15 protein-coding genes are annotated in these 21,656 nt (G+C 67.2%); 6 read left to right on the top strand and 9 right to left on the bottom strand.

Going from position 1 to position 21,656, the window contains the following annotated elements; genetic code table 11:
• Window positions 1-6 precede the first annotated feature (6 nt).
• A complete protein-coding gene (locus VJ673_RS10450; protein ID WP_324126033.1) occupies window positions 7-2,043 on the bottom strand; it encodes a PAS domain S-box protein in 2,037 nt (678 codons plus the stop codon).
• A gap of 219 nt (window positions 2,044-2,262) precedes the next feature.
• Between VJ673_RS10450 and VJ673_RS10445 the strand changes: the two genes are divergently transcribed.
• A complete protein-coding gene (locus VJ673_RS10445; RefSeq protein WP_324126032.1) occupies window positions 2,263-2,901 on the top strand; it encodes a DedA family protein in 639 nt (212 codons plus the stop codon).
• Between the two features lie 124 nt (window positions 2,902-3,025).
• Window positions 3,026-4,900, top strand: a complete 1,875-nt coding sequence (locus tag VJ673_RS10440; RefSeq protein ID WP_324126030.1) for a putative bifunctional diguanylate cyclase/phosphodiesterase — start codon at window positions 3,026-3,028, stop codon at window positions 4,898-4,900.
• A 69-nt stretch (window positions 4,901-4,969) separates the two neighbouring features.
• On the opposite strand, the gene icmF is transcribed toward VJ673_RS10440, so the two are convergent.
• Window positions 4,970-8,260 (bottom strand): fused isobutyryl-CoA mutase/GTPase IcmF, encoded by a 3,291-nt coding sequence (gene icmF, locus VJ673_RS10435; RefSeq protein ID WP_324126029.1) that lies wholly within the window; start codon window positions 8,258-8,260, stop codon window positions 4,970-4,972.
• Between the two features lie 142 nt (window positions 8,261-8,402).
• On the opposite strand from icmF, the gene VJ673_RS10430 reads away from it, so the two are divergent.
• From VJ673_RS10430 to VJ673_RS10420, 3 genes are all read left to right on the top strand, one after another.
• Entirely contained in the window at window positions 8,403-9,479 is a 1,077-nt protein-coding gene (locus VJ673_RS10430; protein ID WP_414635646.1) for an AraC family transcriptional regulator, read from the top strand.
• A gap of 73 nt (window positions 9,480-9,552) precedes the next feature.
• Window positions 9,553-11,676: a PAS-domain containing protein gene (locus VJ673_RS10425; protein WP_324126044.1), complete on the top strand. Its 2,124-nt coding sequence runs from the start codon at window positions 9,553-9,555 to the stop codon at window positions 11,674-11,676.
• Window positions 11,673-12,404, top strand: coding sequence for a response regulator transcription factor (locus tag VJ673_RS10420; RefSeq protein WP_324126028.1), 732 nt, complete (start codon window positions 11,673-11,675; stop codon window positions 12,402-12,404). The genes VJ673_RS10425 and VJ673_RS10420 overlap by 4 nt, the downstream gene beginning before the upstream one ends.
• Before the next feature lie 66 nt (window positions 12,405-12,470).
• On the opposite strand, the gene VJ673_RS10415 is transcribed toward VJ673_RS10420, so the two are convergent.
• The 5 genes from VJ673_RS10415 to VJ673_RS10395 all read right to left on the bottom strand — a co-directional run bounded on the left by VJ673_RS10415 (window position 12,471) and on the right by VJ673_RS10395 (window position 17,835).
• A complete protein-coding gene (locus VJ673_RS10415) occupies window positions 12,471-13,250 on the bottom strand; it encodes a metal ABC transporter permease (protein ID WP_324126027.1) in 780 nt (259 codons plus the stop codon).
• Window positions 13,247-14,164: a metal ABC transporter substrate-binding protein gene (locus VJ673_RS10410; protein ID WP_324126026.1), complete on the bottom strand. Its 918-nt coding sequence runs from the start codon at window positions 14,162-14,164 to the stop codon at window positions 13,247-13,249. Before VJ673_RS10410 ends, VJ673_RS10415 begins: the two co-directional genes overlap by 4 nt.
• A 26-nt stretch (window positions 14,165-14,190) precedes the next feature.
• Window positions 14,191-15,624 (bottom strand): hypothetical protein, encoded by a 1,434-nt coding sequence (locus tag VJ673_RS10405; RefSeq protein ID WP_324126025.1) that lies wholly within the window; start codon window positions 15,622-15,624, stop codon window positions 14,191-14,193.
• 73 nt (window positions 15,625-15,697) lie between these two features.
• Window positions 15,698-16,057 (bottom strand): hypothetical protein, encoded by a 360-nt coding sequence (locus VJ673_RS10400; protein ID WP_324126024.1) that lies wholly within the window; start codon window positions 16,055-16,057, stop codon window positions 15,698-15,700.
• A 110-nt stretch (window positions 16,058-16,167) separates the two neighbouring features.
• Window positions 16,168-17,835 (bottom strand): hypothetical protein, encoded by a 1,668-nt coding sequence (locus VJ673_RS10395; protein WP_324126023.1) that lies wholly within the window; start codon window positions 17,833-17,835, stop codon window positions 16,168-16,170.
• A gap of 124 nt (window positions 17,836-17,959) precedes the next feature.
• Here VJ673_RS10395 and VJ673_RS10390 point away from each other — a divergent pair, with 124 nt between their 5' ends.
• Window positions 17,960-18,436: a VOC family protein gene (locus tag VJ673_RS10390; RefSeq protein WP_324126022.1), complete on the top strand. Its 477-nt coding sequence runs from the start codon at window positions 17,960-17,962 to the stop codon at window positions 18,434-18,436.
• A gap of 15 nt (window positions 18,437-18,451) precedes the next feature.
• Here the strand turns inward: VJ673_RS10390 and ypfJ are convergent, their stop codons facing one another.
• Window positions 18,452-19,318, bottom strand: coding sequence for a KPN_02809 family neutral zinc metallopeptidase (ypfJ, locus tag VJ673_RS10385; protein ID WP_324126021.1), 867 nt, complete (start codon window positions 19,316-19,318; stop codon window positions 18,452-18,454).
• Window positions 19,319-19,418: 100 nt separating this feature from the next.
• The gene (locus VJ673_RS10380; RefSeq protein WP_324126020.1) at window positions 19,419-21,653 is read right to left on the bottom strand and encodes an EAL domain-containing response regulator; all 2,235 of its coding nucleotides are present in this window, start codon (window positions 21,651-21,653) and stop codon (window positions 19,419-19,421) included.
• Window positions 21,654-21,656 lie beyond the last annotated feature (3 nt).

Below are 21,656 nucleotides of genomic sequence, written 5' to 3'. Positions count from 1 at the left end.
CCTCAGTCAGGAGTTCGTTGCGGGAATCGCGACATCGATGACCGTCCCCTCGCCCGGCGCGGACTCGATCGTAAACGAGCCCTGCAGCAGGCGCACGCGCTCGCGCATGCCGACGAGCCCGAATCCGGCCTTCTTGTTCGGATCGCCGAGTGCGAACCCGACGCCGTCGTCGCGCACGGTCAGACACCAGTCGCGGTTCGTGCGCCGGTAGTCCACCCACACGGTGGTCGCCTTGGCGTATTTCGTGACGTTGGTCAGCGACTCCTGCAGCACGCGGAAGAGCGTCGTCGCTTCGGCGCTACCGTGCTCGGGCTCGCTCTCGCAGACGTCGGAGACGACTTCGACGCCGGTGCGCTTCGAGAAGTCGTCGGTGAGCCAGGAGATCGCGGCGTGCAATCCCAGGTCGTCGAGGATCAGCGGACGCAACTCGTAGGTGATGCGGCGCACCGAGGAGATGGTCTGGTTGAGCTGTCCCTTGACGACATTGAGCTTGTCCTGCAGGTCCGCCCGGTCGGCGGGCATCTTGCTGCCGAGCCACGAGAGCTCGAGCCGGATGCCGGTCAGCAGTTGGCCGAGCTCGTCGTGCATCTCGCGCGCGATGCTCGCCCGCTCCTCCTCGCGCACCTGCTGCAGCGACGTCGACAATTCCTGCAGCTGACGGTTGGTTTCGCGCAGGTGGGTCTCGATGTTCTTGCGTTCGGTGAGGTCACGCAGCACGACGGTGAAGAAACGCCGGCCTTGCGAATAGGTTTCGGAGAAGGTCGCATCGACCGGAAACTCGCGCGCGTCCGCGCTGCGGGCGAGCAGTTCAGCGCGTCCGAGCTTGGCACGCTCACGCTCGCCCGAGCGGCGGCGCCGGCCGACCATCGCGTGATAGGCCCCCTGCGCCGACGACGCGAGCATCGGCGCAAAGGGCTTGCCGGCGACCTCCGCGGCAGTGACGCCGAACATCTGCTCGGCGGCCTTGTTGAAGAGGACGATCAAGAGATCCTCGTCGACGGTGACGATCGCGTCCATCACCGTTTCGACCATCTGCCGCAGCCGCTCGTCGCTCGCCTGTAGCGCGCGGGCCATCGTCGCGCGTCGGCGCATGCTCCAGATCATGCCACCGGCCGCGGCGAGGATCAGCGCCGCGACGGCGCCGGCGCCGAACAGAATGGGCCTCGCCGCCATCGGCCAGGCCACGAGCGCCGCGTCCTGGTCGACCGAGACGCCGATCACGAAGGGGTACTGGGGCACCGCGTGATAGGCGACGAAGCGCTCGGTCCCGCTCGCCGTTTCCGTCACGAGCCGCGATTCAGGCGCCTTCTGCTGCCCCGGATCGCCCGGCAAGGGCGCGCTGCCGACGGGTTGGTCGATCCCCTCGATCCGGCTCGGGAAGCTTGCGACAAGGTGGCCGCGGGCGTCGACGAGCTGGATCTGCTTGCCGAAGCGCAGGTCGAGCCGACGGTAGAAGGACTCGAAATAATCGGCCAGCACGGCAACCGCCATGACGCCGCGAAAATGCCCGGCGCCGTCCACGAGGCGCGTGCTGAGGTAGAAGGTCCATTGGCCGTCGACGCGCCGGCGGTAGAGCTGGCTGACGAAGACTTTCCGCGAACTGCCTTCGACGAGGCTGCTGAAATAGTCCTGGTCGGCCACGCTGATACCCGGCCGCCGCCCGAAGAGTGTCGAGTTCATGACCTCGCCGGTGGCGTCGAGCACGAACATCGAACTGTACTGAGGGAGTCCTTCGGCGCGGGCCTTCAGCAGCGCCTGCACCGGAAAGCTGTCGAGTTCCAGGCGCTGCCCGATGGCATCCGACAGCCGTTCCTGTGCTCCTCGCAGCGAGAGCGAGACCCCGTCGAGCGTGCGGCTCGTCTGCTCGGCGAGCACGCGGCTAAGGCTTTCGATCTCGGCGCGCGCATATTCGAGTTCGCGCTGGCGCAGGTCATACAGCAGGAAGGCCGTCCCGCCGACCAGCGCCGACACCATCAGCGTGGTCAGCAGGATCACCGCCCTCACCGGCGGCTCCATCCTGAACATGCGCAACAAACCGGACATTCAACGCTCTCGTTAACTTTCGGGGGTGCGCTTCAGCCGCGGCCGCCTTGCGAACGGCATTACGCAGTCGCCCCCGGTGCGGGCGCCACTATAGGACGGCACCTGTCGCGCCACAAGGCCGCAACAACGATCGCCACACCCTGACACCATCCGTCGGATTGCCTAAGCCCGCGTACGGTAAAATGAATTCCTTTGCCGCTCATTGAACGACTCTTGCACATGGAATTTCTGCCGCAATTCATCGACGTCATCCTGCACCTCGACAAATACCTTGCCGACCTCGTGCAGGCCTATGGCATGTGGATCTACGTGATGCTGTTCGCCGTGATCTTCAGTGAGACGGGCTTCGTCGTGACGCCCTTCCTGCCGGGCGACTCGCTGCTCTTCGTCGCGGGTGCGCTCGCCGCCGTGGGCGGCATGGATATCACCCTGCTGCTGATCGTGCTGACCATTGCGGCGGCAGGCGGCAACACGCTCAATTACGCCATCGGGCGCTATCTCGGGCCCAAGGTCTTCCACTGGGAGAACTCGCGCTTCTTCAACAAGAACGCGCTCCTCAAGACCCACGCCTTCTACGAGAAGCATGGCGGCAAGACGCTGGTGATCTCGCGCTTCCTGCCGCTGTTCCGCACCTTCGCCCCTTTCGTCGCCGGCATCGGCAGCATGAGCTACGCGCGTTTCACGCTGTTCAACCTGATCGGCGCGGTCGCGTGGGTGGTGTCGCTGACCACCGCGGGCTACTTCTTCGGCAACCTGCCGTGGATCAAGCAGAACCTGACGCTGGTGATCCTCGGCATCATCGCGCTGTCGTTCATCCCCGTGCTGATCGGCGCAATCAAGTCACGCTCGGCCGCCTGAGTCCCGTTGCGCGGCGAGCCCGCCGGCACTAGGATTCAATAAGAGGGCTGCGCTATTGCCGCAGCCCTCGCACTGGCGTGCCCGCCGATCACCACCGGCCGCGACCCGCCCAGGAGGGAGTGCCATGAGCTACGCCGAACGAGCGTTGCGCACGCTGAGCGCCGGGAACCGGACGCTTTTGCGTGCGAAGGACGAACAGACCCTGCTGCAGGAGATGTGCCGGGTCATCGTCGAACTCGGCGGCTACCGGATGGCCTGGGTCGGCTTTGCCGAACACGATGACGCAAAGACGATCCGCCCTGTCGCCCATCGTGGATTCGAGGAGGGCTTCCTCGAGCTCGGGCAGTTCACGTGGTCGGATGCCGAAGGCGGCCCGACCGCCCAGGCCGTGCGCACAGGCAAGCTCGCGGTCGCGCAGGACGTGAGCAGGATCGACGCGACGCGTCTGCCCGTCGCGCTCACCGAGAGCATCAAGCGCGGCTATGCGTCGGTGGCGGCATTTCCGCTGGTCATCGAGGGCGAAGTGATCGGCAACCTGACGATCTTCGCCGGCGAGGCCGACGCCTTCGACGAAAGCGAATATGCGCTGCTCGGCGAAATGGCGGACGACCTCGCCTTCGGGGTCGCGACGCTGCGCATGCGCGTACGGCATCAGCAGGCCGAGGAGCTCGTGCACCGCATGGCCTACTACGACCTGCTCACCGGGCTGCCGAACCGGACCTCGATGCGCGGCCTGCTGGACGCGGAAATTCTGCGCGCACAACAGGACCACCAATCGCTCGCGGTGCTGCTGATGAAGGTCGGGCGCTTCCAGGAGATCAGCGACACGCTCGGCTACGAGGAAGGCGACCGGCTGATCCTCGAAATGGGCACGCGCCTGAGGGAAATCGCCGGTGCTGAGGTGGCGCTCGCGCGCGTCGGCGAGGACGAGTTCGCGGTCGTGATGCCCGGCGCGAGCGCCGAGACGGCGATGCGGGCGGCGCACCGGACGATGCGCGAGGCGGGCGACCCGATCGAGGTCGACGGCCTGTCGGTGGACCCGCACGCGTCGATCGGCATCGCGCTGTTTCCGGGCCAGGGCACCTCGTCGGACGCCTTGCTGCGGCGCGCGAAGATCGCGGCAGTGCAGGCCGAGCGCAGCCCCAGCAAGTATTCGCTATACAAGGGTGCGGAAGACAACGAGAGCCGGCGGCGGCTCGCGCTCGTCAGCGATCTGCGGCGCGCGATCGAGCAGAACGAGTTGCAGCTCTACTGCCAGCCGAAAGTCACAATGCGCTCGGGCGAAGTGTGCGGCGCCGAGGCGCTGGTGCGCTGGCTGCATCCCGAGCGGGGCATGATTGCGACGTCGGAATTCATCCCGCTCGCCGAACGCGCGGGCCTGATCATGCCGCTGACGCGCTGGGTGCTCGAGGCGGCGTTCCGCCAGAGCCACGCCTGGTTCGAGGCCGGCATCCAGCGGCCGCTGTCGGTGAACCTGTCGGCCCAGGACCTGCGCGATCCGCGACTGATCGAGCGCATCAGCGGGCTCTTCGCGACCTGGGCGATGCCGCCCGAGACGTTGCAGTTCGAGCTGACCGAGAGCGCGCTGATGGACGATCCGGCGGGCGCGCGCGAGACCCTCGACAAGCTGAAGGATCTCGGTGTCGACCTCTTCATCGACGACTTCGGCACCGGCTATTCGAGTCTGAGTTACCTGCAGCAGCTTCCGCTCGATTCGCTGAAGATCGACCAGTCCTTCGTCACCAGCATGCTCAACAGCGAGGGCTCGGCGATCATCGTGCGCTCGACCGTGGAGCTGGGGCACAACCTCGGCCTGGGGGTGGTCGCCGAAGGCGTCGAGACCGAGGCGCACTGGGAACAGTTGCAGGCGCTAGGCTGCGACACCGCGCAAGGCCACTTCGTCAGCCGCCCCTTCCCGACCATGCAGTTCGACGAATGGGAATCCCAGTCGCCGTGGAATCGCCCGGTGCCGCCGATCGCGCTACCGCAGGCCGTGTGAGCTCGCGAGCGGACGAAAAAAACGGCGCCTCTCGGGCGCCGTTTTCGTGTTGCCGTCGGGGACGGCGTCTTACATGTTGCGGCGATACTGGCCGCCGACCTCGTACAACGCGCCGGTGATCTGGCCGAGCGAGCAATAGCGCACGGCATCCACGAGCACTTCGAACACGTTGCCGTTCTCGATCACGGTCTGGCGCAGCTTCGCCTGCCACTTCGGCGCCTCGGCCTTATTGCGGGCGTGGAAGTCGGCGAGGCGCGTGAGTTGGCCCTGCTTCTCTTCCTCGGTCGAACGGGCGAGCTCGATTTCCTGCTGCGCCTGGCCCTTCGGGTTGAGGAAGGTGTTCACGCCGATAATCGGGTAGGAGCCGTCGTGCTTCTTGTGCTCGTAGTAGAGCGACTCCTCCTGGATCTTGCCGCGCTGGTAGCCGGTTTCCATCGCGCCGAGCACGCCGCCGCGGGAGGCGATCGCCTCGAACTCCTTCAGCACCGCTTCTTCGACGAGGTCGGTCAGCTCGTCGATGATGAACGCGCCCTGGTTCGGGTTCTCGTTCTTTGCGAGGCCCCATTCGCGGTTGATGATCAGCTGGATCGCCATCGCGCGGCGCACCGATTCCTCGGTCGGCGTCGTGATCGCCTCGTCGTAGGCGTTGGTGTGCAGCGAGTTGCAGTTGTCGTAGATCGCTATCAGCGCCTGCAACGTCGTGCGGATGTCGTTGAAGTCCATCTCCTGCGCATGCAGCGAGCGGCCTGAGGTCTGCACGTGGTACTTCAGCTTCTGGCTGCGCTCGTTCGCGCCGTACTTGTTCTTCATCGCGACCGCCCAGATGCGGCGGGCGACGCGGCCGATCACCGAGTACTCGGGGTCCATGCCGTTGGAGAAGAAGAAGGAGAGGTTGGGCGCGAAGTCGTCGATATGCATGCCGCGCGCGAGGTAGGACTCGACGTAGGTGAAGCCGTTCGACAACGTGAAGGCGAGCTGCGAGATCGGGTTCGCGCCGGCTTCGGCGATGTGGTAGCCCGAGATCGACACCGAGTAGAAGTTCTGCACCTTGTGATGGACGAAGTATTCCTGGATGTCGCCCATCATCTTCAACGCGAATTCGGTCGAGAAGATGCAGGTGTTCTGGCCCTGGTCTTCCTTCAGGATGTCGGCCTGTACGGTGCCGCGCACCGTCGACAGCGTCCATTCCTTGATCTTCTGGAATTCGGTCTCGGTCGGCTCGCGGCCGTTGTCGGCCTTGAACTTCGCGACCTGCTGCTCCATCGCGGTGTTGAAGAAGAACGCGAGGATGATCGGCGCCGGGCCGTTGATCGTCATCGACACCGAGGTCGAGGGCGCGCACAGGTCGAAGCCGTCGTAGAGCACCTTCATGTCGTCGAGCGTCGCGATCGACACGCCCGAGTTGCCGATCTTGCCGTAGATATCGGGACGCGGATCGGGGTCGCAGCCATACAGCGTGACCGAGTCGAACGCGGTCGAGAGACGATGCGCGGGCATGCCTTCGGAGACGCGCTTGAAGCGGCGGTTGGTGCGGAAGGCGTCGCCTTCACCGGCGAACATCCGCGTCGGATCCTCGCCTTCGCGCTTGAACGCGAAGACGCCGGCGGTATAGGGGAAGGAGCCGGGGACGTTTTCCTTCATCAGGAACTTGAGCGTCTCGCCTTCGTCGTCGAAATTCGGCAGCGAGACCTTGCGGATCTTCGTGCCCGACAGCGAATCGGACGTGAGCTTGGTGCGGATCTCCTTGTCGCGGATCTTCACGACGTATTCATCCTGCGCGTAGAGCTCCTTCGTGCGCGGCCACATGTCGAGGAGTTTCTTTGCGGCGGGAGTCAGCTCGCCGTCCTTCCAGTCGATCATCTCGCCGAACGTGGTACGAAACTGAGCGTCTTCCTTGCCGCACTGCTCGAACAGCACCTTGGCGATCTTCAGCGACTGGCGCTCGCGCGCGACGCGGGCCTGCTGCTGGATGTGCGAATGGTAGTCGCGCACGGTGTCGGCGATCTCGGCGAGGTAGCGAACGCGCTCGGCGGGCACGATCGCACGGCCGCGGCTCGACGCCTTGGTCGTGACCTTGGGCAGCGCGCCCGGCTTGGCCTTCAGGCCCTTCTCCACCAGGGACGGGAAGATCGCCTGGTACAGCGCGGTGATGCCGTCGTCGTTGAAGCGCGCGGCCATCGTGCCGAACACCGGCATATCGTCGGTCGGCGTGGAGAACAGTTCGCGGTTGCGCTGGTACTGCTTGCGCACGTCACGCAGCGCGTCCTCGGCGCCCTTGCGGTCGAACTTGTTGATCGCGACGAAGTCGGCGAAGTCGAGCATGTCGATCTTCTCGAGCTGGCTCGCGGCGCCGAACTCGGGGGTCATCACGTAGAGAGACAGGTCGACGAAGGGCACGATGGCGGCGTTGCCCTGACCGATGCCCGAGGTCTCGACAATGATCAGGTCGAAGCCGGCGAGCTTGGTGGCGGCGATGACTTCGGGGAGTGCCGCGGAGATCTCGGAGCCGGTGTCGCGGGTCGCGAGCGAGCGCATGTAGATGTTCTCGTGCTCGATCGCGTTCATACGGATGCGGTCGCCCAGCAGCGCGCCGCCGGTGCGCTTGCGCGACGGGTCGATCGACACGATGCCGACGCGCAGCTTGTCGTTCTGATCCAGGCGGAAGCGGCGCACGAGCTCGTCGGTGAGCGAGCTCTTGCCCGCGCCGCCGGTGCCGGTAATGCCGAGCGTCGGCGTCTTGATCTTGGCGGCTGCGTCAACGAGCGCCTTCTTGACGTCGGCGCCGTACGCGCCGTTTTCCAGCGCGGTGATGATGCGCGACAGGCTCCGGAGCTGCGTGCCGCGTTCGCCGGTCGTGAGCTGCTTGAGGATCTCGTCGAGCGACTGCGGTGCAGCGTTCGTCAGGTCGTAGTCGGCCTGCGCGACGAGGTCGTTGATCATGCCCTGCAGGCCCAGCTTCGCGCCGTCTTCGGGCGAATAGATGCGGGTCACGCCATACTCGTGCAGGTCCTTGATCTCGGCCGGCACGATCACGCCGCCGCCGCCGCCGAAGACCTTGATGTTCTCGCCGCCATGCGCCTTCAAGAGGTCGATCATGTACTTGAAGAACTCGACGTGGCCGCCCTGGTAGCTGGTGATCGCGATGCCCTGCACGTCTTCCTGCAGCGCGGCGTTGACGATGTCGCCGACCGAGCGGTTGTGGCCGAGGTGGATCACTTCGGCGCCGGTCGATTGCAGAATCCGCCGCATGATGTTGATCGATGCATCGTGGCCGTCGAAGAGCGCGGCCGCAGAGACGAAGCGCACCTTGTGCTTCGGCTTGTACGTAACGAGTTTCTTGACGTCGCTGAGATTGGTCATGTCGGTTCTTCCCCCGGTGAGTGTTTTATGCGCTTAATGGTAGAAGGCCGTACGGGGCTTTGCCATTGTCCGGCCTGACGGTAATCGTGCAAAATCCGCCAATCTTCCGCTCCCTGTTACGCTCCCTCCACGACGCCTTCTGATGACTCCCGCCACCGCCGAACTTGCCGCCGAGACGACGAGAAAGCCCAGTCGCCGCGCGACTGTCGCGATGGGATTCGTCACCGGCATGCTCGCCGGGATGGGCCGCCGCGGACTCGACGCCGGGCCCTATCTCGCGGCCGCCGGCATCGACCTTGCAGACCCTGCCACGCGGATTCCGATCGACCGCTACGCACGGCTCTACAACGACATCACGCGGGCGCTCGACGACGAGGGCTTCGGGCTGTTCGCTCAGCCGATGCGTTCGGGCAGTTTCGAGTTCCTGTGCCGTGGCATGCTCGGCGCGGCGACGCTCGGCGAAGCGCTCGACCGCGCGGCGCGTTTCCTGCGCATCGTGCTCCCGGACATGGCAGTGAGCGTGCGACGCGCGGAGAACCCGGGCGAGGACCGGGCGGAGCTGCGCATCTCGGAGACGCGGCGCCTCGCGGACGTGCGCGGCGACCCGGCGCGCGTGTTCGCCTTCGAATGGCTGCTGCGCCTGATCCACGCCGTCGCGTGCTGGCTCGTCGGCCGCGGGCTCGCGTTGGACGCCGTGCTCTTCCCCTACCCGCGCCCGCCGCACGCCGACGACTACGCGCTGGTCTATACCGAGCACTCGTACTTCGATGCCGGCACGCTCGTCGCGCGCCTGCAAGACAACCTGCTCGACCTGCCGGTACGGCGCGATGAGGCCGCGCTCAACGCCTTCCTCGACGGGGCGCCGGGCAAGATCACGATGCTCTACCGCCGCGACCGCGACATGGTGCTGCGGGTGCGCGACCTCCTGCGCGACGCATTGCCCGCGAGCCTCGCGCTGGAAGACCTCGCCGAGCGTCTGCACCTGTCGCCGCGCACGCTGCACCGGCGTCTGGAGGACGAGGGATCGAGCTTCCGCATCATCAAGGACGCCCTGCGGCGCGACATCGCGCTATCGCGCCTGACGAAGACCGCGCAGCCGGTCGCGGCGATTGCAGCCGAGCTGGGTTATGCCGACACCTCGGCCTTCTATCGCGCCTGCGTTGCATGGACGGGGATGTCGCCGGAGCGCTTCCGCAAGCAGCTGCAGGGGCAAGCGTGATGACGCGCACGTCAACCGGACCGATGGTCTGCACTAGAATGCGTATCAAAATTTGTCGGAGACTGGCCCCGTGATGCTCCGCAACGCTCCCCCACCCGAACCGCCCAAGCCCGCGCCGCGCATGTCCTCGCAGGAGCTGCGGCGCTACGACCTGCTGCTCGCGGGGCTGGACCTGCTCGACCAGGCGATCGCGGTGTTCGACGCGACGCCCAAGCTCGTCACCTGGAACAAGGCGATGCTGCGTCTCCTCGACTTCCCCGAGAAGATGGTGCGCGTCGGCACGCCCTTCGAGGAATTCGTGCGCTTCAACGCGGAGCGCGGGGAGTACGGCGAAGGCGACCTCGAAAAGCTCGTCTCCGAGCGGATGGCCGCGGCCCGCGCCTTCCTGCCGCACTACGTCGAGCGCGAGCGTCCGAACGGCAAGATCCTCGCGATCCGCGGCGTGCCGATCCCGAACCTCGGCTTCGTGTCGCTGTGGACGGACGTCACCGAGCAGCGCCGCTACGAGGAGGTGATCCGCCAGCAGAACGCGGAACTCGAAGCGCGCGTCAAGGCGCGGACGAAGGAACTCGAGAACGCCAACGCGCGGCTCGCCCACGCCAACGCCGAGATCGACGAGATCGCCGGCGCGCTTCGGCGCAGCGAGGAGCGGCTCAAGCTCATCATCGATTCGATCCCCGCGCTGATCGCCTACGTCGATCGCAACGAGGTCTACCAGTTCGCGAACCGGGGCTACACCGAGTGGTTCGGCATCGCGAAGGAAGAGATCGTCGGCCGCAGCATCAGGAGCGTGTTCGGCGAGGACCTGTACCCGCTGGTCGCCAAGCAGCTGAAGATCGCTGCGACCGGCGAACGGGTGAGCTACGAATACGCCCGCACGATCGAGAACGGACGTGTCGTCCATGCGCGCAGCGTGATCGTGCCGGAGGTGTCGGCGCAGGGCGAAGAGATCGGCGAGGAGAGGGGCGAAGTGAGGGGCTACTTCGTGCTCTCGATCGACATCACCGAGCAGAAGGCGAGCCAGGCGGCGCTGGTGCAGGCGCAGAAGATGGAGGCGGTCGGCCAGCTCACCGGCGGGCTCGCGCACGACTTCAACAACCTGCTGACGATCATCATCGGCAACCTCGCCGCACTGCAGGCGCAGCTGCCGCCCGGCGGGCAGGTCTCAGAACACCTCGACCCGGCGCTGCATGCGGCACGCCGCGGCGCGGAACTCATCAAGCGGCTGCTGACCTTTTCGCGCGGGCAGGTGCTGGAGCCGAACGTGGTCGAAGTCGGCGCCCTCGTCCACAACATGGCGCAGCTGCTGGGCCGCTCGCTGCCCGAGAACGTGCGCGTGCACACGCGCCTGCCGGCGGCGCCGCTCTACGCCTTCGTCGATCCGCACCAGCTCGAGAACGCGCTGCTGAACCTCGCGCTCAATGCGCGCGACGCGATGCCCGAAGGCGGCGAACTGACCGTCGCAATCAGCGAGCGCCACATCCCCGAGAGTCTCTCGGTGCTGGTCGAATTGCCGGTCGGCGACTACGTGCAGATCGACGTCACGGACACCGGCGCCGGCATCGAGGAGGAATTGCTGCCGCGGCTCTTCGAACCCTTCTTCACGACCAAGCCCTTCGGGCGCGGCAGCGGACTGGGCCTGGCGATGGTGTATGGATTCGTGCGCCAGTCGGGCGGCAACATCCGCGTGCGCAGCACCCCGGGCGCCGGCACAACGGTGACCTTCGTGCTGCCGCGCGCGGCGGAGCCGGCGATGACCGAAACGCAGCTCGAGACGCAGGGCGCGCGCAGCGCACGTCCGGTGTCCGGCCCGGTGCTCCTCGTCGAGGACGAACCGGAGGTGCGGCGCATCATCCGCATGCAGCTCACGGCGCTCGGCCACGCGGTGATCGAGGCCGGCGACGGCGTCGAGGCCTGGAGCCTGATCGAGGCCGTGCCCGACATCGCGATCCTCGTCACCGACACGATCATGCCCGGCGCGATCGGCGGCCGCGAGCTCGTCACCCGCACGCGCGCGCTGCGGCCCGAAATGCCGATCCTGATGATCACCGGCTACGCGAGCGACAACGCGCTCGCCGGCACCGCGGAGCTCGACGTGCCGGTGCTGCGCAAGCCTTTCGAGCAGGACACGCTCGCCGCGGCGCTCGACGCCATCCTCGAACACACCCACCCCACCGTGGAAGCCTCCGATCAATGACCGAACACGAGATCTCGTCGCCGCTCATCCTGGTACTCGAAGACGAGCCGGACATCGCGAACCTGATCTGCAGCGCGCTGGCCGGCTACGGCTTTCGCAGCGAACCGATCCGCACCGGCCGCGAACTGCTCGCGCGCGCCCGCCAGTGTTCGCCCGACCTGGTGATCGTCGATCTCGGCCTGCCCGACATGGACGGCATGCAGGTGGTGCGCGAACTGCAGGACGGCGCGCCCTGCGCCGTCCTGATCCTCACCGGCCGCAACGACGTCACCGACCGCGTGCTGGGACTCGAGCTCGGCGCGGACGACTACATCGTCAAGCCCTTCGAGCCGCGCGAACTGGTCGCCCGGGTGCGCTCGATCCTGCGTCGCTACACGCGCTCGGCGGCACCCGAAGCGCCTGCAGATCCCGTGGAGCGCACAGTTGCGCGCTTCGGCGACTGGCGCTTCGATACCAGCCGCCACGCGCTGATCAAACCGGACGGCGAGGAGGTGCCGCTGTCCTCGTCCGAAGCGGCACTGCTGATGACGCTGGTGCGCCGTCCGAACAAGATCCTCAGCCGGGAGCAGCTCCTCGGCGAGCGCGACGTGGATCCGTTCGACCGCAGCATCGACGTGCGCATCTCGCGCCTGCGCCGCAAGCTCGACGACGATCCGCACAGCCCGAAGCTGATCAAGACCGTCTACGGCGCGGGCTACCTGTTCTCGGCGCAGGTGAGCTGGGAGTAGCCGGAGAGCCAGCAGAAAACAGGGCCGAAGGGCGCCGCGCGGGTGCGGCCCCCTCCCCCTGCCGGGTCAGCGGGCCTCGAACGCCATCCCCGCCGGACGCGCCGCCAGCGCGCCGGCGAGCGAGCAGGCCGCCAGCGTCCACACGATCACCGCGCCCGACGGCAGGTCCAGCAACGCCGACAGCGCGAGGCCGAGCGCATAGCCGACCGCCCCGAGCACGTAGGCGACGACATAGCGCCGCGGGCCGTGATGCGCGCGCGTGCCGAGCGCCGGGATGATCAGGCTCGAGAACACGAGATACACGCCCACCAGCTGCACCGACGCCGTCACGGCGAGCGCAAACGCCGCATAGAAGCCGAAGCGGCCGAGGCGTCGCACCCAGCCCAAGGCCATCGCCGCCACCAGCAGCGCCGATACGCCGGCGAGCCACAGCAGCTGCGTCGTGCCGACCCACAGGATCTGCCCGACCAGCAGGTCCTTCAGGTGCTCGCCGCCATGCGGATTCCCCGCGAGCATCAGGATGCCGGCGCAAGCGGCGAGGATGAACATCACGCCGATCAGCGCCTCCTGCTGGCGCGGCGCGCGCCGCTCGGTCCAGGTGAGCAGCAGCGCACCGAGAAGCGCCGCCGTCACGGCCGCGACCTGCACAGCGACCCCGCCTTCCGGCATGCCAAGCGCGTCGGCGGCGATCACGCCGAGGCCCGCGATCTGGGCGATCGCGAGATCGATGAACACGATGCCGCGGTCGAGCACCTGCGTGCCGAGCGGCACGTGCGTGGCGAGCACCAGCAGCCCGGCGACGAGCGCCGGCCCGAGGATGCCCCAGTCGAGTGCGCCCCAGTTCATTTCTTGGCTCCGGCGGCGAGCAGGCGCGCGACGGTGTCGTCGAAGAGGCCAAAGAGATCCTTCGCTCCCTCAGTGCCGCCGACCGTGAAGGGCAGCTTCACCGCGGGCACGCCGGCATTGGTCGTGAGCCAGTCGGAGGCGCGCGAATCCTGGTACGCGGCGTAGATCACCATGCGCACCGGCGTACCCTTCAGCGTCGACAACACGCCCTGCAAGTGGGAAGCCGTGGGCTCGACGCCGGGCTTGGGTTCGAGCACCGCGACTTCCTTCAACCCGAGCCAATCGTACAGATACGTGAAGGCCTTGTGCTGCGACACCACCGGCGCCCCCTTGAGGGGTGCGGCTTGCGTATTCCAGCGCGTCATCGCCCGCTGCCAGCGCTGCGAAAAGTCGGTCTGGCGCTTGGCGTAGTCCGCCGCGTGGGCCGGGTCGACTTGCTGCAGCCGCGTGCCGAGCGCGGTGGCGACCTGCGCGATGTTGCGCGGATCGGTCTGGATGTGCGGATTGCCCGCGGCGTGGACGTCGCCTTGCGAGCGGTCGAGCTGGCCGGGCACATCGAGCTTGCGCACGTAGTCGGCCGCGGCGAAATTGCCCGGCTGGCCGGCCTGGACCTTGGCGTTGCCCGACTGCTGCAGCAGCACCGGCAACCAGCCGATCTCGAGCTCCGCGCCGGTGCAGACGACGAGGTCGGCGTTGCGGGCACGGGCGATCAGGCTCGGTTTGGCCTGGATCTGGTGCGGGTCCTGCAGCGCGGTCGTCGCGACAGAGACCTCGACGAGGTTGCCGCCGAGTTCCTCGGCGAGCGCGCCCCACTCGGGCTCGCAGGCGAAGACGCGGAGCGCCGCGTCGGCGGGGTTCGCGAGCAGCGCCAGCGGCGCGGCAAGCAGTGCAAAGAGGGTCTTGCGATTCATCATGGTTGTCTCCTGGGCCGACGCGGGCATCAGTAGCTGTGGGCGCCGTGCGCGCCGAGGCTCATCTGGTACTGGACGAAGAACTGGTTGTCGGTGACGCCGTCGCGCGAGCGGTCCTGCGCGAACTGCAGACGCACACGCGAGAACTCGCTCGGGTTGTAGTCGAGCATCAAGCTGTTCTTGTGCGGGTGGTAGTTGCTGTCGGCGAAGGCCAAGGCGCTGCCGCCGAAGTCGGTCGAACCGGCGTCGAGCCGCTCGGTGCGCAGGCCGACGCGCCATCCCGGCATGAACTGGTAGATCCCCTGCAGGTACCAGCCCGACTGGATGGCGCGATAGCTGCCGCTGCTGTCGGTGCTGCCGACGTCGTAGACGAGATCGCCGTCGCGCGTGCTGCGCAGGTATTCGCCCTGCAGCTTGAAGCTCGTGCGCGTCGCGTTGCCGTTCGGCGCCCATTTCCACACGGCGTCGGCGACCCACACGCGCGTGCGGCCGGTAAATGCGTTGGTGACGGCGTTCCCCGACGCGTCGCTCGCATCGAGCTCCTGGTCGTCGGCCTTCGCGTGCAACAGCGACAGGCCCGCGCGCCAGCTGTGGCTGTCGCCGATATCGCCGCCGGTATGCGCAGTCAGCGCGACCATGCCCGCGCCGTTGCGCGAGCCATCGGTGCCCGGGAAGCTGCGCCCGCGTCCGACTTCGGCGCCGAGTTCGAGGTACTGGTCGATCGGCGCGAGCCAGGTGAGTTGCACGCCGTCGTCACCGAACTGCGTGCCGAGCAGCGCCTGATAGGCGAGCGGGTTGTCGACGAAATCCCAGGTGTGCGAATGCTGCGGGTTGAGATAGCCGATGCCGGAGAAGAAGCGGCCGGCCTTCAGCGAGAAGCCGTTTCCGAGCGAGGTTGTCTGGACGTAGGCCTCCTCGACCGAGACGGTGTCATCCGGGTGAAGCGAAATGTTGGCCGCGCCGCGCCACCACGGGTCGATGTTGGCCGACAGGCCGAGTTCGGTTTCCGCGAGGCTGAAGCCGCGGGTTCCGGGTCCGACCTCGGCGTCCCTGGGCAACTGGAAGCCCGTGATACCGAAGTGGTCGGGATCCTTCGAAGTGCGCGTATAGAGGCCCGACAGGATCAGTGAAATCGCGGGGTTGAAGGCGTTCGCACCGCCGCCCGCGGCTGCCACGGCTGGCGGCGGCAGGTTGGCGACCGGGGCTGCGGGCGCGGCCGCGACGGGCGCGTTGTCGGCCGTAACGGGGGGCGCCGCGGCAGCGGCTTCGGCGGCTTTCAGGCGCTGCTCCATCGCCTGGAGGCGCGCCTCGTAGCCCGCGCGCATCGCTTCGATTTCCTGGCGCAGCGCGGCGATGTCGGAGGAGGTGTTGGAGGCCGGGGCCTTGGTGGGCGGCGTCTGGGCCAGGGCGGCAATAGGCGTCGCCAGGGCGAGCGCGAGGCTCGCCGGCAAGAGCTTCTTCATGAGTTCTTGTTCCTGCAAGAATGTCGAAACGCGCCCGCCCGCAGTCAGAGCGGGTGGGCGATGCGTGCAACGATCAGAGCGGAACGGAGAAGGGAGGGGCGCGGCTGAGGTAGGCACGCGCGGGCGACGGCAGCCAGGTGCCGTCGAACGCGGCCAGCGGCATTTCGTGGCGAGCCGTCACGTCCGCGAGAGGGGGCGGCGCGCCGCGCAAACCGCCGCTGCCGATGGCGGCGGCGATCAGACACAGATCGCACGCGCTGTCGGGCACGCCCTTGTTGCGCTCGCTCTGGCGCGTCGCTTCGTCGTTGACATGCGACAGCGCGTGGCACATCGCCGCCATCTGCCCGATCGGCAGCAGCAGGGCGAGCCACAGCAGCCACGCAAAATGACGCGGCGCGGTACGGAGATGGAGGGCAGGCGCGGTGTGGGTCACCGGTCGATGTCAGCCTGGATGGGTCGAGAAAGTCGTGTCGCGGTGCGATACGATCGCGCCGCGCCCGGGATTGTAAGGGCCATTCGCACCGCGCGGTGCATTCCGCATGCTCACGCCCCCCGCTGCCACACGCCGGCGAAGGCTTTGACCTTCGTCCAGACGGTCAGGCGCTCGTCCGAGAGCGCGTCGAGGAAGTCCGACAGTCGCTTCGATTTCGACATCGTATAGAGCGTCAGTGCGGAGGTCGCGACGGCGACGAGGACGAACATCGTCAGACGCTGCCTCAGCGGCGCGTCGGCCTCGGCGAGGAGGTTCATGCCGAGGAAGCCGGTCGTGATCGAGCCGATCAGGCCGAAGACGGTGACGACGGTGAGCCGCACCACGGTGTTCGCCTGGCGGCGCAGACTGTCGGCGGCGAGGTAGTCGTCCATGTCGGCGATGCGGTCCTTCACCTCCGCGTAGAGCGGATCGATTTCGAGGTGCGACGCGGTCATGCGGAACAGCGTGCGCGCCTGAGCCTGCTCGGCGATCTCGTGGAACCAGTAGCGGTGCGTGAAGCGCAGGAAGCCTTCGAAGCTGCCACGGATCGCGCGCTTGAAGCTACGCACGCTGACCGGATCTGAGACGTTCAGGCGCTTCAGGGCCTCGACGAGGCGGTCGGAGAACATCAGCAGCGCCGCCTTCTGGAAGTGTGCGATGAGGAAGAGCAGGAAGTGCTGGTGACCGAACTGCGCCGGCACGCCGAAGTCACGGCTCGTGAAGTAGGCCGAGCGCGCGTCGCCGACGACGACCAGCGAATGGCCGCTGCACAGGTAACGGGTATGCGGCGCGGCACCGGAGCCGGACCAGAAGCGGTCATAGCAGAAGCGCTCCTCGAAATCGGCGAGATGCGTTTCGGCGAAAGGCGGGGGCTCGCAGGAATCGCCGGTCGCCAGCTCGGCCACCTCGGGGCGCGCGCCGGTCACGAGGCCCAGCCGGATGAAGTCGTTGCGGGTCAGGACGGTCGGGTCGTCGAGCGCCAGATAGGCCATCAGCGGCATCCGGTAATACTCGATCTGCCGGTAGCGCAGCGCACCTTCGTCCTCGGAACGGTCACTGACCAAGGGTTCGAGCAGGAAAGCCCAGTGCGCGGCGATGCGCGGTGCGCGATGCCGGCGCACGTGGGCCAGGAAGGCTTCGCGGTCGCGCACGTCGGTGCTCGCGAGCACGCTGCCGTCCGCGGCGAGCCAGTCGAAGACCGCGAGGCTGTGCAGCGGGCGGCCATCCTCTTCCCATCCGGACGGATAGGCGCGGCCGAAGCGGTACATCAGTTCCTGCGCCACCGACAGCGGAAGATTCTCGGCGCGCACTGCGACCTTCAGCAGCACAACGTCGACATCGAAGAAGAAATGCAGCCGGACCTGAGTGACGTCGAGCGTCACCGGATCGTCGGTCTCGCGCACCGCCACGCGCGCGCGGACGATGTCGCGGCGCTCGAAGATGCGCATCGGCGAATCCTCGTAACCGCCTTCGGCCGACTTCGCCGACACGCCGTCGCCGTACAGGAAACGCTGCACATACGGCAGGAAGGTGACGAACTCGTGGTAGTGGCGTTCGTTGAAGTGATCGCGCTCACGCTCGCTTTCTCGCCAGGCGCGACGGGCGCCCGCTTCCTGCAACAGCCACCACGGACGCTGCTGCACGCCGGACGCGTCGGCCACCGGCAGCAGCCGCAGTGGCCACAGCAGGATCTGATTGAAATGGCGGACGACGGGTTCTTCAGCCTGTCTGACGGTCACGCGCGGCCAGCCTCCGAAGAGCGGGATGGGGCAGTGTAATCGCATCCCGCACCGCCAGCGACTCGACGCGGATACGAGAAATCTCCATAATTATGAATTCTTAATCCAATCCGTGGAGACCTCCATGACACAGCGCCCCTTCAAGATCCTCGGCATCCAGCAAATCGCCATCGGCGCCCCGAGCAAGGACAAACTGAAGACCTTGTGGGTCGACATGCTGGGTCTGGACGTCACGGGCAACTTCGTCAGCGAGCGCGAGAACGTCGACGAGGACATCTGCGCGATGGGCAAGGGGCCGTTCAAGGTCGAGGTCGACCTGATGCAGCCGCTCGATCCGGAGAAGAAGCCCGCGGTGCACGCGACGCCGCTGAACCACGTCGGGCTGTGGGTGGACGACCTGCCGAAGGCGGTCGAGTGGCTGTCGGCCAACGGCGTGCGTTTCGCTCCCGGCGGCATCCGCCGCGGCGCCGCAGGCTACGACATCACCTTCCTGCATCCGAAGGGCAACGAAGAGTTCCCGATCGGCGGCGAAGGCGTGCTGGTCGAACTCGTTCAGGCGCCGGCCGAAGTCGTCGAGGCGTTCGCCAAGCTCGCGGGCTGACGCCCGCTTCCCCCGTCAGGGGTTCGCGACCTTGAAGGTGTCGCAGGCCTTGAGGTTGCCCTGCTCAAGGCCGGTGCGGAACCAGCGCACGCGCTGCGCGGAGCTGCCGTGCGTGAAGCTGTCGGGCATGACACGGCCCTGCGTCTGGCGCTGCAGCTGATCGTCGCCGATCGCGGTCGCGGCGGCGAGTGCCTCCTCGACGTCGCCCTGCTCCAGCACATGGCGCGCACGATCTGCGTGATTGGCCCAGACGCCGGCGAAGCAGTCGGCCTGGAGCTCGACGCGCACCGACAGCTGGTTTGCCTGGCGTTCGGACATCCGTTCGCGCGCCCGCTGCACCTTCTCGGAAATCCCGAGCAGGTTCTGCACGTGATGGCCGACCTCGTGGGCGATCACGTAGGCCTGGGCGAAGTCGCCGGGCGCACGGAAGCGGCGCTCCAACTCGTTGAAGAAGGACAGGTCGAGATAGACCTTCCGGTCGGCCGGGCAGTAGAAGGGGCCCATCGCCGCCTGGCCGACGCCGCAGCCGCTTCGCGTGGCCCCGGTGTAGAGCACCAGCCGCGGGTCCTGGTACTGCCCCCCGCCGGCGCGGAAGATCTCGCCCCAGGTGTCCTCGGTGTCGGCGAGCACCTGTGACGCGAAGTGCGCGAGCTTGTCCTCGGCGGGCGGACGCGGCTCTGCCCGCTGGGTATGGGCCGGCGGCGGCGCGACACTCGCGGTGTTGAGCACGACTCGAGGGTCGATACCGAAATAGGCTGCGACCAGCGCGAGCACGACCGTGCCGATGCCGATGCTGCGCCCCCCGAAGCCGAACCCGCCTCCGCCGCCCTCGCCGCGGCGGTCCTCGACGTTTTCGCTTTCCCGGCTGTCACGAAATAACATGTCTGCCTCTAATCGATGAGTGGTTCGGCAAGGGCCGCATTATGCGGCGCTCCACCGGCACTGCCGCAGCGGCCGCGTAAGCAGGTGTTTGGCGCGACCGTCAGTGGGGCGCGCTGCCCGCCGGCCGGCCTGCGATCCACGCTTCGAGAGCCTCGACAGGCATCGGTCGGGCATAGAGGAATCCCTGCACGATGTCGCAGCCGAGCTCACGCAGACGGCTGAGCTGGGCGTCCGATTCGACGCCTTCCGCGATCGTGCCGACACCGAGCTTGCGCGCGAGCGCGACGATCGTTTCGGCGAAGAGGTCGCCGCGACCCGAGTCGATCTCGACGACGAAGGATCGGTCGATCTTCAGCGTGTCGATCGGCAGCTCGCGCAGGTAGCCGAGCGAGGAATAGCCGGTACCGAAGTCGTCGACACTGATGTGGACGCCGCTTTCCCGCAGCGCCCTCAGGTTGTCGAGAACGATCCCCGGTTCCTCCATCAGAATGCTTTCGGTGATCTCAAGTTCCAGCGCCGACGGCGAAATGCCGTGCGAGGCGAGCACGCGCGCGACCACGGCCGGGAAACCCGCGAGGCGAAACTGCGGCATGCTGACGTTGACGGCCATGCGCAACGCCGCCCCGCCGTTCTGCTGCAGGCGACGCAAGGTGCCACACGCCTGGTCGAGGACCCATTCGCCGATCATCGTGATGAGGCCGGAGTCTTCCGCCAGCGGAATGAAGACGGCGGGAGGCTGGACGAAATCTCCATCGTTGGGCCAACGCAGCAAGGCTTCGACGCCCACGATGCCCTCGCCGACAAGAGCGACCTGCGGCTGGTACCAGACGGCCAGCCGGTTCGCGAGAAAGTCGTGCCGCAGATGGCGGATCAGATCCAGGCGCCGGCGCGTGCGCTCCTCCATCGCCGGCACGAAGTCGCACTCGCGCCGATCCGGGCTCATCCGCGCCTGCGTGAGCGCCATTTCGGCGCGGCGGAAGAGCGTATTGCCCGACGCGCCGGGCTCGATGCTACAGCGGCCGAGCGTCGCCGTGACCGCCAACTGCTGCTCGCCGGCCGCGAAGGGCGGCTGCAGCGCGATGAAGATCCGCTCGGGCGTAAGCAGCGAGGCCGGGCCGATGAGACCGAAGCCATCGGCATGGACGCGCGCCAGCGCACAGCCCGGGAAGGCCTCGGCGAGTCGCGCTGCCACGGCGAGCAGCAACTGGTCGCCGACGTCGTGACCCAGCGCACTGTTGATGTCGGTAAAGCGGTCGAGATCGAGCAGGCAGGCGACGAGCGCGCTGCCACGCTCGCCCGCGCCCGCGTCGCCGAGATCCGTGAGGAAGCGCACGCGGTTGCCGGCGCCCGTCAGCGGATCGTGGAACGCCAAGTGGTTGAGGCGCTCGACGAGCTTGATGTTGCCGAAACAGGACGACAGGTTGGACGCGAAGACCGTCACCAACTGGCGGTCCCCCGCCTCGAGCAAGGCATGGGTGCGCAGGAACACCGCCGCCTCGTGATGACTGCCGCGCAGGTAGAGCACGGTATGACGCGGACCAAAGCCGTGCGACTTGCTTGCGATGCACTCGCGGATCACCGCCGTGATCTCGGGATCGCCAAGCTCTTCGAGCGGATGGGAAATGTAGGGCGCAAGGCGCCCGGCGGCGCCGACCACGTGCAGCACCCTGTCGCCCTCGTCGAACGGCGAGCCCTTCTGCGCACAGACGATGCCGTCGCCCGGCAGGTGCAGGAGCGCGGCGATCTGCGTCAGCACGCCTTCCGCGAAAGTGTTGAGCGCATGGACTTCCATCAGGCCGGCCGACGCGCTGACGATCAGTTCCAGGCCGCGGCGGTTCTCGGCGATCGTACGGATCTGGTCATAGGCGCGCACGGCGGCGGTCAGCGTCGTGATCAGGCGCGTGTGCGTGAGCTCGGCCTTGGTCTTGTAATCATTGATGTCGTAGTCGCGGATCACCTTGAGCTCGGGTGCGTAGCCGGGCTGCCCGGTCCGCAGCACGATGCGCACGTCGCTGCGGTGCATGTCCTCACGGATCTCGCGCACGAGCTGCAGGCCGCTATCCTGGCTTTCCATCACCACGTCGAGCAGGATGACCGCCACCTCGGGTTCGCGCGCGAGGCATTCGATCGCCTCGGCGCGGCTGTGCGCATGCAGCAGGCGCAGGGCACGTCCGCACAGCTGCGCGTCCCTCAGCACGAAACGGGTGGCCGCATGGACCTCCTCGTCGTCATCGACGATCAGCAGTGTCCACCGTGCGGCCGATTCGCCGTCACCCCCTGAGGGGGGCGGTCCGTCGTCGGCGAAGTCGATCAGGTCTTCATCCTGGACCATCATGCT

Source organism: Aromatoleum sp., assembly GCF_035254505.1.
GTDB lineage: Bacteria > Pseudomonadota > Gammaproteobacteria > Burkholderiales > Rhodocyclaceae > Aromatoleum.
The sequence above is the reverse complement of the archived record's forward strand: the minus strand, read 5'-3'. Positions and strand labels throughout refer to the sequence as shown.